Source organism: uncultured Clostridium sp., from assembly GCF_947039605.1.
GTDB lineage: Bacteria > Bacillota > Clostridia > Clostridiales > Clostridiaceae > Sarcina.
Map to the genome: position 1 here is coordinate 1 of NZ_CAMQZG010000008.1, position 16,378 is coordinate 16,378.

Consider the following 16,378-nt stretch of genomic DNA (forward strand, 5'->3'; position numbering starts at 1 on the left):
CACCACTTAGCTAAAGCTTGAAGTGGGAGAATTCTCTCAAATTAAGTTAAATTTGAGACAGTTTTTTTATTTTTATCACCTAATTAAAATCCTTTCATAATATATTATTGATATAACTTTAGACAGGAGAAATTTAATATGGAAATTTTTTACCCAGAAGATTTTAATACTCTGTTTGGAAGAGGTATTACTGAAGAACTTCCTGAAAAAATTAATGAAGAAGAAGTTGATTCAAGTATCGAAAATCCAGATGATGTTATTGAATGTATTTCAAAAGAAGTTGTGAAAAAAGATATCACTATTGATGAAAACTTAAAAAGAAACAGCCTACGTAGTGATGATTCTAATGTATCTAGTAAAATAAAACCTATGCAATTGCCACCAAAAGAAGTTCCACCAAAGAACTCTGAATTTGTCATTCAACAGCAAAAAATTGGTGCAGCTGACTATCCAACTTATGCTGTTAGTCCCCAGGCTTTATCAGTATGTTTAAATAAACTAACTTATATTTGGCAAAATGATGAAAAAGAATATTGGTCTTATATATTTTATCTTGACCATGTTTCATTCGTAGGTTGGAGATGGAATAAATATATTAAAGATTGGGTTTACTTTGGAGTAGATATATCTAAAGTTGAAGCCTTTACTTGCAGAAGATAAGGAGGAATAACCATGAAAGTAATTTATCAAGAAAAAGATAATCCTAATGGGATTGGTGAATTTGAAATATTAGATAGAGAACAAATAGAATTACTATCTCAACATACAGAAGATTTTTTAGAGACATCTGACAAAGATTTTAGACTTCCTGATAGTGTAGAAGATTCTTTTGAAGATGATGATAGAAAGAAAAAGAAAAAATATAAATCTATAGATAAAAACCATGGGCCATACAAATTCCCAAGTAATCATAGTTCTCATAATAACCATTATCAGCAAAGTGGTGTTCCAACACCTTTTAATATGGGATATCCACCATCAAAACACCCAAGTTATCACTCACAAGGTATTGTTAAAATACCTTACTATAATTCAGACCACTCTTCTCACTATAGCGATCATTATAATAAAAAGCTCAAATATTGTACTTACAGATACACTTATTTATGGCTACGTAATGGAAGGTCATTTTGGTGCTATCCAACCTATGTAAGTCATAATACTCTTTCAGGGTGGAAATGGAAAAACTATAAATGGAAATTTTTTAGCATACCAATTAAAAGAATAAGTAACTTTTATTGCTATAGATAGCATAAAAATACCCTTAGATTTTTAAAATCTAAGGGTATTTTTTAGTTAATCTAAAAATGAATTAACAATATAAAAAAATAAAAGGACCCACAATTTGTGAATCCTTCTAATCTATATTAGTTTTTAGCTTCAGCTGCTGCTTGTTCTGCTGCTACAGCTTCTTCCATATTTTTAACATCTCTATCTGCCGCTATCATTACAAATGGCATGTAGATTATAACGTCTATTACAAGAAGTAATATTGATAATACTGCACCCTGCCATGAGTTAGTAGCTAATGCTCCACTTAAAATAGGTGGAAGAGTCCAACTTACTTCAAGTTGTACTAATGGTACTAAGTGCCATGTCATTGCAAAGAATGCAATTACTGCATTTAATAAAGGTACCAATAAGAATGGAATAAAGTATATTGGATCTAAACATATTGGCATACCAAATATAAGTGGCTCATTTATGTTAAAGATACCAGGTGCAAGTGCAATTTTTGAAATTACAAGCTGAACCTCACTCTTTTTCTTTCTAGTCTTATTAACTATAAATATAGCAATAATAAGTGTTATTGTAGCTCCTGCCCCACCTAAGAATACAAAGGAGTTAAGGAACTGGTCATTAACGATATATAATGGTTTTAATCCTTCTGCAACTCTATGCATATTATCTATAGTAAGTGGTAATAACACACCGTTTACGATAGGTAACATCATGTTTGAACCATGAAGTCCAAAGAACCATAATATTTGAATAACTGCTATAAGTACAAGTACTCCCCAGAATGATCCAACAACACCTTGTAGTGGTGCTTGAATTATTTGATAGATAAATACTGGTAAACTCTCTGCACTTACAAGTGCAAATAATCTTTCTACTGAAGCTGCGATTACCATTATGATAATAGCAGGGAATAATGATGCAAATGATCTTGCAATTGCAGGTGGAACTCCAGCCGGCATTTTCATTACAAGTCTTTTGTTACCAAGTAACCAGCACATTAAATCTCCAACTATTAAAGCAACTATGATTGCAAGTAATAATCCGTTTGTACCAAGGAATGATGATGTTTTTGATAAATCACCAAAGAATATAATAAACGCTGCAACAGAAACTAATCCTGAAGCTAGTCCATCTTTTCCTCTTGCCTTAGCTAGGTTGTATGCAACTGTAAATGAAATCAGTAAACTCATAATTGCATATGAACCGTTCCAAATTGCACCTCCCCAAGATTTCCAGTCATGTCCAAATATTGTCGTCATAAGATGTTGGTAACTTTCCCATGCAAAGTTATTAATTAATATTGCGAAAGCACCAGCCATAATGATAGGTATAATTGCTACAAATCCATCCCTAATCGCTCCAAGGTGTTTTTCAGCACCAACTTTAGCTGCGATAGGAATGAAATGTTCTTCCATCCATTCGATAAATTTCTTCATATGTTTGTCCTCCTTATTTTTTCTTTTGTAATCACTAATTTAATTAATTAGACATCCTAAATATTTTAATATCATTTCGGTAGTATGTAAAGCTACTTTTTAGTCTCAGTAAACATTTTCATTTCTTTTCATAATAAACTTGATACTAAAAAAGCTTATTTCTTAACAATACACAATAAAACAATATTAAAAGTATACTTATTATTATAGCAATTTTCATGCCAAATTTATTAATTTTGTTACTTCTTTGTAAAGCTAGTTAACAAGCCATTTATATTGTTTTTTATTTTTACACATTTAAGTGTGTATTAACTCTGCCCTAATAAGTCTTTACACACTATTTTAAACTTTATAGACTTGTAAATAAGCTGTAATTATTTATACTTTAATTTTTTTATACTTCAACATACTATTATAACTATAAACTATAAAAAATCAGGTAAGGATGGTGACGTGAATGTTTAAAGATAAAATAATAGATATTATACATAAAGAAGAAGATTTAGTAAGACATGGTATAGAGAATTTAGAAGAATTAGAAATCCTTAAAGAAGAAGCTCTAATGAGTATGAGTATTAAGGAAAGAGCAGAACATGCTTTAGATAGACAAGAAGCTAGGAAATTACATGATGCTAAAATAGCTCATAAAAGAGACTTAAAGAAAGAACATACACCTAAAAAAGAACATCTTCTAGCAGATGATGTTTTAGAAAAATTTTTATCAACCAATAAATTATAAAATACTTACCACCTATAAAACTGTTTTAAACAATTTTATAGGTGGTTTCTTTTTTAAAAATAATTTATTATTACACTTATTTTACATCCTATTAATAGGGACTTTATTTTAAGGTTATACAATCTTTATTGTATGGAAAATAAGGGGGGATAATTTAAATGAAAAGAAAAAGTATTAATATGTTAGCACTTAGTGCTATAACAGCCGCTACACTACTATTTACTGCGTGCGGAAGTTCTGCTGCTATAGAAACCACTCAAACTACACAAAAAAATAATAAACCAGCAATTGAAAGTACCTCAACACCAGAGCCTACAACTTCAGAAAACACAGATACCAATAAACAAGTTGAAGAGGTTAAAGATTCACAAGTTCAAGCTTTTAAAGATAGTGAAATTCACTTTATCAATACTGGAAATAGTGATGCTATCTTAATCAAAGGTGAAAAAAATATTCTTATAGATGGTGGAGATAACAATGATGAAAATTCAATTGTTCAATATATAAAAAATCAAGGAATAAAAAAAATAGATTATCTTGTAGCAAGTCATAATCATGCTGACCATATCGGCGGACTTGATTCTGTTATAAATAATTTAGAAATAGGTCAAGTTCTTGTATCTAATGGTGATGAAGATACAAAAACTTACCAAGACTTTATAAACTCAATAAGTGCAAAAAAACTCTCTCCAAGTGTACCACTTGCAAATGCTAAGTTTGACCTTGGAAATGGTGCTTACATGCAAATGCTTAATACTAATGGAGGTTCTGATACTAATGAAGAATCTTTAGTTACACTCTATGTTAATGGTGAAGATAAATTTTTATTCACAGGAGATGCTGAAAAGGAAACAGAATCTGAAATTTTATCACAAGTCTCTGATGTAGATGTTTTAAAAGTTGGACATCATGGTTCAAAATCAAGCACAACTCAAAGTTTTCTTGATAAAGTTAATCCTGAATTTGCAGTAATAACTGTTGGAGATGACAATAAATATAATCACCCACATAAAGTTGTTATGGATAGACTTAAATCAGATAGTGTAAAAATACACAGAACTGATGAATGTGGAAATGTAGTATTTAAATCTACTGGAAAAGGTGTAGAAACTGCTTGTAAAGATGGTAGCTACTCTTACAGAGATGGTGAGAAAAAGGAAGAAGTTAAAAAGCCTGTAACAACTCCAAGTAATGATAAAGTTGTAGAAAATAAACCTTCTAATGAATCATCATCAAACACTAATTCAAATAATAATTCAAACAATAGTTCATCAGATAAGCCTACTGAAACTGTAAAACCTGACCCAACACCAGCTCCAGAGCAAGGTGGAATGGTATGGTTATCTGCTACTGGTGAAAAATATCATAGTAAAAATAACTGTGGTAGAATGAATCCTGCTAAAGCTAGACAAATTTCATTATCAGATGCAAAAGCACAAGGTTTTGAAGATTGTTCTAAATGTTAATATAAAAGTAAAGGCAACTTATAATTATTAGAAATTATAAGTTGCCTTCTATTATTTATTCCATTTTTTTAAGTCTGCATTTAGTTCTTGCTCATATTTTTTATATTTATTTTTAAATATTAGCCAAGTAACAACGCTAAAAATTATATAAAATACAATACTTGCTATTATACCAGTTGTATTTCTTGGCATCCAACCAACATACCAAGCAAATGGTAAATATGGTAATAAAGCTACACTCTGCACTACAGTTTGTTTTAAAAGACTCCAACTTTCTACTCTATAAATTATTGAGGTTCCAAAACAGTATCCTCCAACTAATGCGGCTAAAATATTCTGCTCTAATAAAGCATCGTAATTTATACTACTTTTTGAAATAACCATTGCAATAGTTAAAAATATTTGTCCCATTAAAACTCCAATTGGAACTCCTTTAATAAATAACTTAATATAACCTTTAATATATTTCATTTTACTTTCCCTCCATGCCTATAAATTCTTTTACTTGTTTAACATATCTTCTTGATATAGTCTCTTGCTTTCCATTTGATAAATTTATAATTAAACTACCATTAAAGAAAAGCTCTATATTATTTATTCTCTTTACATTCACTATCGTGAATTTAGATATTCTAACAAAAGATGTCTTTGCTAAAAGTTCCTCAATTTCATACAGTTTCATTTTAATTTCAAAACTTCCCTCACTCGTATCAGCTAAAACTTTTTGCTCCTCACTATAAAACATAATGATATCCTTTGGATTTAAAATATAAACCTTCTGATTTTTCTTTCCTACTATGCTTTTTTCTTTTTTGCTTTCACTTTTAAGCTTTTCCATAATATCCATGACAACATCATCAATACTTGGTGCTTTTATTACCACCGTCACTTCTTCATAATTATCATTAATATCTAAGTCAATTTTCAAATTCATCCCTCCCTTTCACCACTTTTATTTTTAAATTTCATTTTCTCGCTAGCTATACTAAGATTATATCCTATCAAATTTAATTTAGAGACAGTTTTTAAGTAAGTGGTCACTTTTATAAGTTAAACGGTATTTTAAATAAAGAAAAAGACCTACAATTGCTTGTAAGCCTTTCCTTCAATCTATTTTATTGCTTTTAATTCCTTACTTGTGAATAGTAAATATACCCCCATAAGTAGTGATATAAGTGCTACTCCTATTATTGAATAAAGGGCAACTCCCGCTCCAAACTGACTCCAAACAGCCCCTGTAACTACTGAACCAACAAATGACCCAAAGTATAAGAATGTATTTATTATTCCATTTACAGTCCCTCTATATTCATCCTTATCAATAACTTTGTTTGTTATTGTAGGAATTAAAGTAACTATAATGTTATACCCTATCATAAATAATGTTGTTCCTATTATTAAGTAAACTATGTGGGTATTTAATAAGAAGAATGCCATCCCTCCACACATTAACGCAAGTGAAATAACAAATATCTCCCCTGTCTTTCCTCTACTTATAAAGTTCATAGAGAATCTCATAAGTATTACCGCTATTATTGTTGCAGGAACAAATATCTCCCACATATGTGATATTCCATTTGGTATCTTTTCAAGATACTCTGGTACTACAAAGAATATAGACATTATCACATAGTTAGCTATGAATGACTGTATGTTTAAAAGTGTAAATACTTGTACCTTTAATAATTTTCCAAGATAAGCCCAAAATTCTGAGTCCATCTTTCCTTTTTTAACTTCCTTAGACTCGTCCACTTTTGGTGTCTTTAAGAAAATTAATATAAGTACAAATGAAATTATAACGCAAGCTGCGTCTAAATATGTTAACTGCTCAAATGACATGAATGTACCAAGTATAGTTCCACCTGATAATCCAATAGCAGATGCTAGTCCAATTCCTATCCCTGCAATATTTATAGCATTAGATACCTTTGACTCTTTAACTCCCATAGAAAGCCATGCAAATGCTGATGCAGCTATTGCTCCCGCTCCTTGAAGTCCTCTTGCAAAGATAAATACATAAATATTATCACTAACTACTGTTAGTACAAGTCCTGCCCCAAGCATAAATAATCCAAGTAGTATAATGAACTTCTTATTTAGCTTATCACTTAAAACCCCAAATGGAATTTGGAATATTGCTTGTAAAAGCCCAAATATACCTAGTGATATAGCTGCAAGTTCAACTGTTCCAAACTGTAACGTCTGTGCATAATTCGAGATGTATGCCGATATAAGTGCTGTTGCTAATTGTCTTACCCCAAGTGCAAGACTAAGTAATGATACAAAAGTTAGTTCTGCTCTAGTAAATTTATTACTCTTCATCTTTTCTCCTTAGTTTATTATATTTTCATCATATAATGTGTAAATTTGATATATTTTATTTAATCCATAGATTATTATAAATGAAAATTATAAAAAAAACTAATATAGATTTTTTCTAAAAAGAAAACCCCACAGATTTTCTCTGCGAGGTTTTGCTATATCAATTAAGCTACTGTTTCATTATTAGCTTTTTCTAAATCTAACTCTGTTTTTGTTGCTATACCAACGAATGGTAAGTATATTAACACTGATACTATGATACAAACTACTGCTACAACTCCACCCATGATTGAGTTAGTTGAAAGTATAGCTCCAAGAATTGGAGGTGTTGTCCATGATGCTAATATTGTTACCGGAGGTACTATTCCTACTAAAGTTGCTACATAAGCGATTAAGCCTGAAGCAAGAGGTGCTAACATAAATGGTATAAAGTATATTGGGTTAAGCACAAGTGGCATACCAAATATAACAGGCTCATTGATATTGAATAATCCTGGTGCTGTACCAAGTTTTGCAATCATCATTTGAGTTTTACTCTTTCTTCCACCAATATATATAGCTACTATTAAAGCGATTGTAGTTCCTGAACCACCCATATTTACAAATGAATCAAGGAATTGGCTATTTATAATATGCTCTGGTACTCCACCTACTTGAGCTGCTGCCATATTTGCTTCTGTAAGTGGTAATAATACTGCACTTATGATTGGAGCTAATATGTTTGAACCATGTAATCCAAAGAACCATAATAATTGTTGAACTATGATTAATATTACAAGACCCCAAACACTACCTACCATATTCTGAAGTGGTGATTGTATTATTGTAAATAAAGCTTCGTGGATATTTGATATCCCTGCGTATGCGAATAAATATTTAACCAATGCTACGATTGATATAACAATAATTGTTGGTATTAATGCTGCGAATGATTTTGCTACTGCTGGAGGAACCCCTTCTGGCATCTTAACGATTAATTTTGGGTTTCCTGCAAGTTTAACAAAAATTTCTGTACCTACTAATGCTACTATAATTGCTACGAATAATCCTGATCCACCAAGGAATGTTGCTGGAATACTTCCATCTGCATTCGGTGTAAATAATAACATATTACATCCAAGTGATAGCATAGCTGCTGCTAAACCATCTTTGCCATAACCTTTTGCAAGGTGATAAGCTATTGTACATGCTGCAAGCACTGACATTATAGCAAGTGAACCTGCATATATTCCGCCACCAAAATCTTTCCAGTTAGCTGGGAATATTGTATTCATCATGTTTTGGTACCATTCAAACCCTATATTATTTAATAAAGTTGCAAATGCACCTGCCATGATAAGTGGACTGATTGTAACGAAACCATCTCTAATTGCCACTAAGTGTCTTTGTGAACCCACCTTAGCCGCATACGGCACAAAGTATCTGTCCATGAAATCAAAAAACTTTTTCATCTGTATTTCCCCCTTGTTTGTTATTCTTAAAGTCATTTCTTTCTTCTACATGTATTTTAATTTTACTCGTACTCTAATTTAAATTTGTAACGTAACTTGTCTTATTTTTTCTCAAAGTATTCTTTAAACTGTGGTAAATATTCTTTGTGAGCTTCTAATAACTCTTCTACTAAAGTTTTAGCAAGAGAATCTGATGCTACAAGAGGATTTATTGTAAGTGCTAGCACTGCTTTTTCAATATTTCCTTCAACAGCTGCTTCTACTACTAATCTTTCAAAAGTCTTAATTTCTTGAATTAACCCTTTTGAAGCAAGTGGTAACTCACCTATTTTAAGTGGCTTTGGACCATCCTTTGTGATTACACATGAAACTTCTACTACAGACTCTGGGTCTATATCTGATATTGAATCACCATTTCTAAAATCTACTGGTTGAATATCTTGTGTATCATTATATATTGATGTTATAAGTCTACAAGCAGCATCACTATAATAAGCTCCGCCTCTTTTTTCAAGTTGTGTAGGTTTATCTTTTAAATCTGGATTCTTATAAAGGTCAAATAACTCTCCCTCTACACTTTTAACAACCTCAGCTCTTGTTTGCCCCTTAGCAAACTCTTTAAGCTCTTCTTGCAACATTTTTTCTCTTTGGTAATAGTATTTATGATATGGACAAGGCATCATTCCAAGTCCTCTTATAAATTCTGGATTCCATGAGAAATCTGATATATTTCTAACTATTTGACCAATCTCACCATTTGCTAATGCTTCAATTAAATCATTAGTTCTATCAACTCCATTAACTTCTACCTTAGTTCCAAATACCATATGATTTAAACCTGCAAAAGTCATATTTAAATCTTCATGTTTAACATTTAAAACTCCTGCTGCTGCTTTTTCCATTCCTATTGGAACATTACATAATCCAATATATTTTCCATTTTGTCTTGCACCATATCTATTAAGTGCCTCTGTAACCATCCCTGCTGGGTTAGTAAAGTTTATAAGCCAAGCATTAGGACAAAGCTCTGCAATATCTTTTTCTATTTCAAGAATAACTGGAATTGTTCTGAATGCCTTAAACATTCCACCTGCTCCGTTAGTTTCTTGTCCTATAACTCCATGGCTTAAAGGAATTCTTTCATCCTTTACTCTTGCATCTAAAAGACCTACTCTCATTTGCGTTGTAACAAAATCTGCACCTTTTAATGCTTCTCTTCTATCATAAGTAATATGAATTTCCATAGGAACTCCTGCTTTTTCTACCATTCTCTTTGCAAGGTTTCCTACAATTTCTAATTTTTCTCTTCCTGCCTCTATATCAACCAGCCATAATTCTGAAACTGGTAATCTGTCATATCTTTTTATAAATCCTTCTACAAGTTCTGGTGTGTAACTTGATCCCCCACCAATTGTAACTATCTTTAACTTCTTTATCATTTTACTCCCACCTTCTTTTCTCTTATAACGTACTCTCTCTTTTGTTCTTACACTTATATATAGTAGCAATAACTGTGCCAACTTTAAGTTCTACTTATTTGTATAGACCAATGTTCTTTAAACCCTTTATTTAAGCCATTTTTGAATTCGACAAATTCTTACACACTTGCAATGTAAAATACTTCTATTTTTACACTCTGTTAGTGTAATGCCACTTTAAATTACATTCTGTTAACTAACTTAATCATTTAGTTAACTTTTATCAATAATATTCATATTTTATTAACTTTATAATTCTTTATAACTTCAAAAAAGCCCATACAAGTTCAAAACTCGTACGGGCTTTTATATCTGATTAAAATTTATGGTGTAAATCTATTTTTTCTTTGAAAAACCAAAACTCATCCAAGGTGTAATATAGTCTAATAAGAATATCTCATCTTCTGCTATTCTTCCAACTACACTTGTTTTACCTGAATTTTTCATATCTTTTAAAGCAACTTGAAGTTCCCCTGCATATCTAGCATATAAATCTGAGTCGATTAATATATCTCCTCTTTTTATCTCTCTAGTATTTTTAGGTGGGAATTTTTCACCTTTGTACTTAACTCTACTTTGAGTACTTCTTATCATATACTCTGAAACATCCCCTCTATTAAAGTGGTGCTCTTCAAATATAATTTTTTCTTCAAGCTCTGATGTTTCTTCAAAAACTTCAGCTGTTAAAGTAATCATTGATTTATTAAGCTTACTTAAAGCTTTTAATTCAGTTTCTGATGCAAAAGCATTAGCTATTATAACATCATCAATTAAACCTGTTGCAAATAAATGCTTAGTCTGAACAGTTATTGGCATAGTTCTGTGCTCTTCAAGAGTACAAAGCCCTTCTGATACAGGCCATGGTCCATGAGTTGCATCTTTTGAATCTACAAAAGCAGCTGTTTTAATTCCTAAATCTTTATATTGCTTACTTGTTTTTATGAAATGCTCATAAGATAATCCTGTGTAAACATGAGGATAGAAGTTATGACATCCATATATATTTTCTTTATTTGCTGCATATGAAAGAATATTCTCTACATATTTGTTTCCGTTACTTACATTAAGCTCTATTTTTAATCCATACTTATTGTATGACATTATTGATTCTTCATGTCCACTAAAACCAGCATCAAGTCTGATACCTGAAAGTCCCATCTCTTTAAATGCTTTTAAGTCAGTTATTGAACCACCAAGCATTTTGAAAACAGCAGGATCAAGGTCAGCAATAACTTCCATTTTTTCTTCGTTTGCTGCTTTTAAAACTATTTTAAACTCTGCTATTACTTCATCTAAAGGTCTTTCTGTAGCTGATATTAAGCATGTAAAGATTCTTTCAAATCCATACTTTCCCGCTAAATGTACATAGTCTACAACCTCTTGAATGTTATCTTTGTTAGGATATACTGATATTCCAAGTCTTCTCATATTAAGCCACTCCTACTCTTATTTATTTTTACCTCTTAAAAGTAATTTTTATTTATTTTCTTTTAAGTATATATAATAAGCACCTTTTGCTGCTGAAACTTCTGAATCAACATATGATACTACATTAATATTTTCACCTAAGTATTTTTCAAAAACTTCTCTTACAATTTTGCTTTTTCTTATAACTCCACCTACAAGACCTATTGAACATTTATCAAATCCAAGTTTCTTGTATGTATTCTCAGTAGTTTTAGCAAGTGCTAAACCTTCTGCATTCATTATAGCTATAGAAATTTCATCGCCTGCCTCTGCAAGTATTGAAACTACTGGTGCAAGTTTTGCAACTTCATCCTTAGTAGCTGAATATACAAATGGAATTACCTCATCTGCGCTACTTATTTTAAGATGTTCCATTGATTTTTCTGTAAGAGCTGATTTTTCTAAATTATTATCATTTTCAAAAATCATTCTTTTTATTGCTTCAATAGAAATTTTATATGCTGAACCTTCATCACCTAAAAGGTGTCCCCATCCACCACATCTGATTCTATTATCGCCTTTTACTCCAAATGATATTGACCCTGTTCCTGCAATAGTTAAAATACCATCTTCACCTTCAAGCATAGCTTTTAGTGCTAATTCTCCATCATTCATAACTATAGCTGTATCTAAAAATTTATCTGCCATATCTTTTATAAGTTTTGTATTTTCAGCTGTTTCTGAACCTGCAATCCCAAGATATAAACCTTTTAAACTTTCCATTCCATACTCATCTGTAAGATCTTTAATTGAGTCATGTATATTTTTTAAAGCTTCTTCTTTATTATTAAGTAGATTTGCAAAACCTTTTAAAGATACCTTTAAAACATTTCCTTCTAAGTCATAAGCAACTGCCTCTGTCTTAGTACCTCCACCATCAACACCTATAATATAATTCATTATCTTCCCCACCTTGATCCTTATCTATTGTACTTTATTATATAAAGAAAGCCCTAATACTAATATTAGAGCTTTCATATAAACAAATTACTTGTTATCTATTTTTTCATGTAAGTCTATTATTTCTGATGCTAAATCTTTTAATGTCATTGATGTCATTAAGTGATCTTGAGCATGTACTAGTAATAATGAAACTTCTGTTTTATTTCCACCAGCTTCGCCTTGGATTAAAGCAGTTTGTGATTTGTGCGCTTCAGCTAATTGCTCTGATGCTTTAGTTATTAATTCTCTAGCTTCTGCAATTTTACCTTCTTTAGCTAATCCCATAGCTTCCATTCCGTAACTTCTAGCTTCCCCACTGTGTATGATAAGATTCATGATTATTTCTTCCATTAAATTCACGTCCTTCTTATAAATATAACTTGATATAACTTAAACTAATTTCTAATTTATATTAAATATTAACCGATTAACTCTAAAGCTCTTGTTAATACTTTATCACCATTCATTGTTCCGTAAGCGATTGTTTCAATTACTTCTACTGGTACATTTTTACCTTCTGTTAAACCTTGGAATTTCTTTAATAAGAATCTAACTTGAGGTCCTAATAATAATACGTCGATATTGTCTACTTTGTTTATAGCATCTGCTTCTGCAACTGCTTCTATGTGACAATCTATTCCTCTAGTTTTTGCTGCTGCTTCCATTTTAGTAACTAATAAGCTTGTTGACATTCCTGCTGAACATACTAATAATATATTTTTCATAAGTAAATCCTCCTACGAAGTATTAACTACTTCTTCCGTTTTTTTATTTTTTGTTTTGTTTATTTCTTTTTAACTATGCTTATATATAGAGCAATTTGCGTGCCAACTTTTATTTTACACAAATAAAAGTTTTTTATCCCTCAAACCTAGTATTTAAGCCATTTATTATTTCAGTAAAAATGCAAAAAAACAGTGTGCAAATTTTACACACTGTTTTTTTTAAACACACTATTAAATTTTAAATATTTTTTATTTAAAAATACTATTATTTAGTATCATTTTTACTATAAATGCGATTTCATTTTCCCCAATACTTACTTTATATTCTCTTTCTACTAACTTCAAACTTTGTTTAACCATTATAAATGCTTTACTATTCTTTGCTCTATACTCATTAAGATTAACAAATAAAGTTTCTTTTCTTCCTTTTTTAATCTTATCAACAAGGAATCCCATATGCATAAGCATTCCCATTTTTGCATCATCATCAATCACAAGTTCTAAGTTATTCTCCATATCTCCAATAGCCAGCCTTATATTATGTACTAGCTCATATGAATCTATGTCTTTAATTTGAGTTTTCAACGATTCGGCTATTTGATCATAGTCTATTTCTCTTTTAACCATTTTATTAAGCTTTATAAGACCTTCACCTGTAAATATCTCAGCACCTGAAACAAAAGGAATATTCTCTACATCCATATCTACAGTTCCAACTATAGCAAGAACTTTATTTTCTGCTCTAACCTCTGAAAGGCTTTCTATGAACTTTTCTCTTTCTAATATATTCATTGGAATAACATTAACTCTCTCTATATTAACAAGCTTTTCTTCTATAAACTTTTTAAGTCTTGCTGCTGAACCCTCACCAGTAAAGCATGTTGTCACAATACAAAGATTTTTTCTTTGTTCTTTTTCAACTACATATCTAAGACCAAATTTACTTATATCAGAACATGACTCATATATAGAAGTTAAATCTCTACCATTCAAAGCTTTTCTTCCCGCCTCTATAACTGCAAGTGTACTAACCATATCAACAGTTTTTATATTAACCCCTGTTTCTTCTTTTATAATATCCCCAAAGTTAACAAGTGACCCCATATCAGCAAGAATAATTACCCCCCTGCCTGTATTCATCTCTTTAACTTTATGCTTAACTTTTTCAAACATTATCTCAGCCTTCATATCAAGTGGCATGTCTAAAGCTTGAACATACTCATCACCAATAAAAGTATTTGCTACTTCTACCATACTTGTAGCTGTTGCTCTTCCATGCATTATAACAAGTACTGCAACTTTCTCTTCATTTTTCTTCTCAAACTTATCAGCATCCGTTGCAAGAAACATAGTTATATATCCTATTTCATCAAGAGAAATCGCTATTTCAAATTTATCCTCTATAAGTTTTGCTATTTCCATAGCTACCATAAACTCTTTTCTGTATTCTTTTCTTACCTTATTAAGTTTTGGGTGATAAATTTCATTTCCATTTATAATTCTCTCAATACTTCCTTGTAAATGAAGTGCTAATCCAAAATAAACTTTTTCCCCAAACTCTCTTCCAAGTTCTTTTGCTGCATAACCTAAAGCCTCTTCAACAACATCAACAACTCTCTTATCAACAATCTTTGAAATCTCATCTTTTCTAAACGTACCTTTTAACTCACTAATATATTTTCTAAAATAACCTTCTATATCAAGGTTTAAAATATCATCAATCTCGTTATTAGTAAGTCCTTGTTTTTTTAATTTTTTAAGCTTATTTTCTATCGTTAAATAAAAATGCTCAACATGTTCCTCATCATTGTTATGAACAACTAAATCTGTATCTAAAAAATTATTCACTTCATTATTAGAGAAACAAACAACATCCCCTATTGTATTAAACATCTTATCTATCTCACTTCTTTTATCCTGAAGCTTCATTATTCCTCTTTTTACAGAACTTTGTAAATCAGATTGTTCTACAACTATAATATTCTTCTTTCCACTTTTGTAATTTAAAAATGCCTTAGCACACGAAAGTTGTATATCACTCTTTAACTGACCTATATTATTATTACAATCATATAAAACAAATGATGAAAGAGCATTTCTATTGAAATATACAGGCTCTCCAAGTCTTGCTGACTCATCTTTAATAAAAGCATCAAGCAAATCATACCTCTCACTTAAACTTCTCTCTCTAAGAGGTGGAAGAATAATTGTCATTGGTATTCTTCTTGTAAAAGTCTGCAACAGGTATGATTTTGGATCCTCTGTTGTTGCTGCAATTATTTGAAGTTTAACACTTATCTGAGTCTCAGTTTCCCCAAGAGGTCTAAATACTCCCTTATCTATAAAAGTAAATAACATTTCTTGTCCCTGTGGCGACAATCTATGAATCTCATCAAGGAATAATATTCCCCCATCAGCTTTCTTTAAAAGACCATCCTTATCCTTATCAGCTCCTGTAAATGCGCCTCTTTTAACTCCAAATATTTGTGCCATAACAAGCTGTGGATTATCTGCATAATCTGCACAGTTAAATCTTATGAATGGTGCTTTATCCTTTAAAACATTTGCATCTTTTGCAAACCCATACATCGCCTCTGCAAACATAGATTTTCCAACACCAGTTTCGCCTAAAATAATTGTATGAAGTCCATTTGGCGGATACAAAATAGCTGCCTTTGCTTGTTGGATAGCTACCTGTAACGAACTATTAGCTCCAACTAAAGAATCTAAACTATTTTCTTCTTCAACCTCTAATGCCGGTGCAAAAGACTCAACATAATTTTTTTGTCCACTTTGTTCTTCAACCTCATTTAACCTATCACCTAAACTATATCTAACAGGTCTACCATCTAACTTTTCTAATTCTTTATCTTTATAAAGCTTATTTAAATATCTACTCACATTTGCTCTATCTAGTTTCATAAATTCACTAACTTCATTAGCTGTAACTGCTTGTCTATTTATATTTTCAAGCTCTCTAACAGCATTTAATACATCATCTATCTTTTTTGCCACAGTAAAGCCTCCATTTTAAACCTTAATTTTTTTCACCATATTATCTAAAAACTATTTCTTTAATTAAATAGCAAATATCTTACCTATTTACTCTA

Annotated in this window: 15 protein-coding genes; 4 read left to right on the plus strand and 11 right to left on the minus strand. The window is 30.9% G+C overall.

What is annotated here, in order from left to right; translation table 11 throughout:
* The first annotated feature begins 138 nt into the window (after window positions 1-138).
* Both Q0V24_RS04305 and Q0V24_RS04310 read left to right on the plus strand, forming a co-directional pair.
* Window positions 139-660: a hypothetical protein gene (locus tag Q0V24_RS04305; RefSeq protein ID WP_297518917.1), complete on the plus strand. Its 522-nt coding sequence runs from the start codon at window positions 139-141 to the stop codon at window positions 658-660.
* Between the two features lie 12 nt (window positions 661-672).
* Window positions 673-1,251, plus strand: a complete 579-nt coding sequence (locus tag Q0V24_RS04310; RefSeq protein ID WP_297518919.1) for a hypothetical protein — start codon at window positions 673-675, stop codon at window positions 1,249-1,251.
* 116 nt (window positions 1,252-1,367) lie between these two features.
* Here Q0V24_RS04310 and Q0V24_RS04315 read toward each other — a convergent pair whose 3' ends face one another.
* Window positions 1,368-2,678, minus strand: a complete 1,311-nt coding sequence (locus Q0V24_RS04315) for a PTS transporter subunit EIIC (RefSeq protein WP_297518921.1) — start codon at window positions 2,676-2,678, stop codon at window positions 1,368-1,370.
* 457 nt (window positions 2,679-3,135) lie between these two features.
* Between Q0V24_RS04315 and Q0V24_RS04320 the strand changes: the two genes are divergently transcribed.
* Window positions 3,136-3,417 carry a hypothetical protein gene (locus Q0V24_RS04320; RefSeq protein WP_297518923.1) on the plus strand — a complete coding sequence of 94 codons (282 nt, stop codon included), beginning with the start codon at window positions 3,136-3,138 and terminating at the stop codon, window positions 3,415-3,417.
* A 158-nt stretch (window positions 3,418-3,575) separates the two neighbouring features.
* Complete coding sequence (locus Q0V24_RS04325) at window positions 3,576-4,883, plus strand: ComEC/Rec2 family competence protein (RefSeq protein WP_297518925.1); 1,308 nt, start codon at window positions 3,576-3,578, stop codon at window positions 4,881-4,883.
* A 51-nt stretch (window positions 4,884-4,934) separates the two neighbouring features.
* Here Q0V24_RS04325 and Q0V24_RS04330 read toward each other — a convergent pair whose 3' ends face one another.
* The 10 genes from Q0V24_RS04330 to Q0V24_RS04375 all read right to left on the minus strand — a co-directional run bounded on the left by Q0V24_RS04330 (window position 4,935) and on the right by Q0V24_RS04375 (window position 16,283).
* Window positions 4,935-5,354: a DUF3021 domain-containing protein gene (locus Q0V24_RS04330; protein WP_297518927.1), complete on the minus strand. Its 420-nt coding sequence runs from the start codon at window positions 5,352-5,354 to the stop codon at window positions 4,935-4,937.
* Window position 5,355: 1 nt separating this feature from the next.
* A complete protein-coding gene (locus tag Q0V24_RS04335; protein WP_297518930.1) occupies window positions 5,356-5,811 on the minus strand; it encodes a LytTR family DNA-binding domain-containing protein in 456 nt (151 codons plus the stop codon).
* A gap of 182 nt (window positions 5,812-5,993) precedes the next feature.
* Window positions 5,994-7,205, minus strand: a complete 1,212-nt coding sequence (locus Q0V24_RS04340; protein WP_297518932.1) for an MFS transporter — start codon at window positions 7,203-7,205, stop codon at window positions 5,994-5,996.
* A 164-nt stretch (window positions 7,206-7,369) separates the two neighbouring features.
* A complete protein-coding gene (locus Q0V24_RS04345) occupies window positions 7,370-8,656 on the minus strand; it encodes a PTS sugar transporter subunit IIC (protein ID WP_297518934.1) in 1,287 nt (428 codons plus the stop codon).
* A 101-nt stretch (window positions 8,657-8,757) separates the two neighbouring features.
* Window positions 8,758-10,095 (minus strand): 6-phospho-beta-glucosidase, encoded by a 1,338-nt coding sequence (locus Q0V24_RS04350; RefSeq protein WP_297518936.1) that lies wholly within the window; start codon window positions 10,093-10,095, stop codon window positions 8,758-8,760.
* Between the two features lie 375 nt (window positions 10,096-10,470).
* Window positions 10,471-11,562, minus strand: coding sequence for a MupG family TIM beta-alpha barrel fold protein (locus Q0V24_RS04355; protein WP_297518938.1), 1,092 nt, complete (start codon window positions 11,560-11,562; stop codon window positions 10,471-10,473).
* 48 nt (window positions 11,563-11,610) lie between these two features.
* Window positions 11,611-12,501, minus strand: a complete 891-nt coding sequence (locus tag Q0V24_RS04360) for an N-acetylglucosamine kinase (protein ID WP_297518940.1) — start codon at window positions 12,499-12,501, stop codon at window positions 11,611-11,613.
* A gap of 87 nt (window positions 12,502-12,588) precedes the next feature.
* Window positions 12,589-12,894 carry a PTS lactose/cellobiose transporter subunit IIA gene (locus Q0V24_RS04365; protein WP_297518941.1) on the minus strand — a complete coding sequence of 102 codons (306 nt, stop codon included), beginning with the start codon at window positions 12,892-12,894 and terminating at the stop codon, window positions 12,589-12,591.
* A gap of 68 nt (window positions 12,895-12,962) precedes the next feature.
* Window positions 12,963-13,268, minus strand: coding sequence for a PTS sugar transporter subunit IIB (locus Q0V24_RS04370; protein ID WP_297518943.1), 306 nt, complete (start codon window positions 13,266-13,268; stop codon window positions 12,963-12,965).
* Between the two features lie 249 nt (window positions 13,269-13,517).
* The gene (locus tag Q0V24_RS04375; protein WP_297518944.1) at window positions 13,518-16,283 is read right to left on the minus strand and encodes a sigma 54-interacting transcriptional regulator; all 2,766 of its coding nucleotides are present in this window, start codon (window positions 16,281-16,283) and stop codon (window positions 13,518-13,520) included.
* Window positions 16,284-16,378 lie beyond the last annotated feature (95 nt).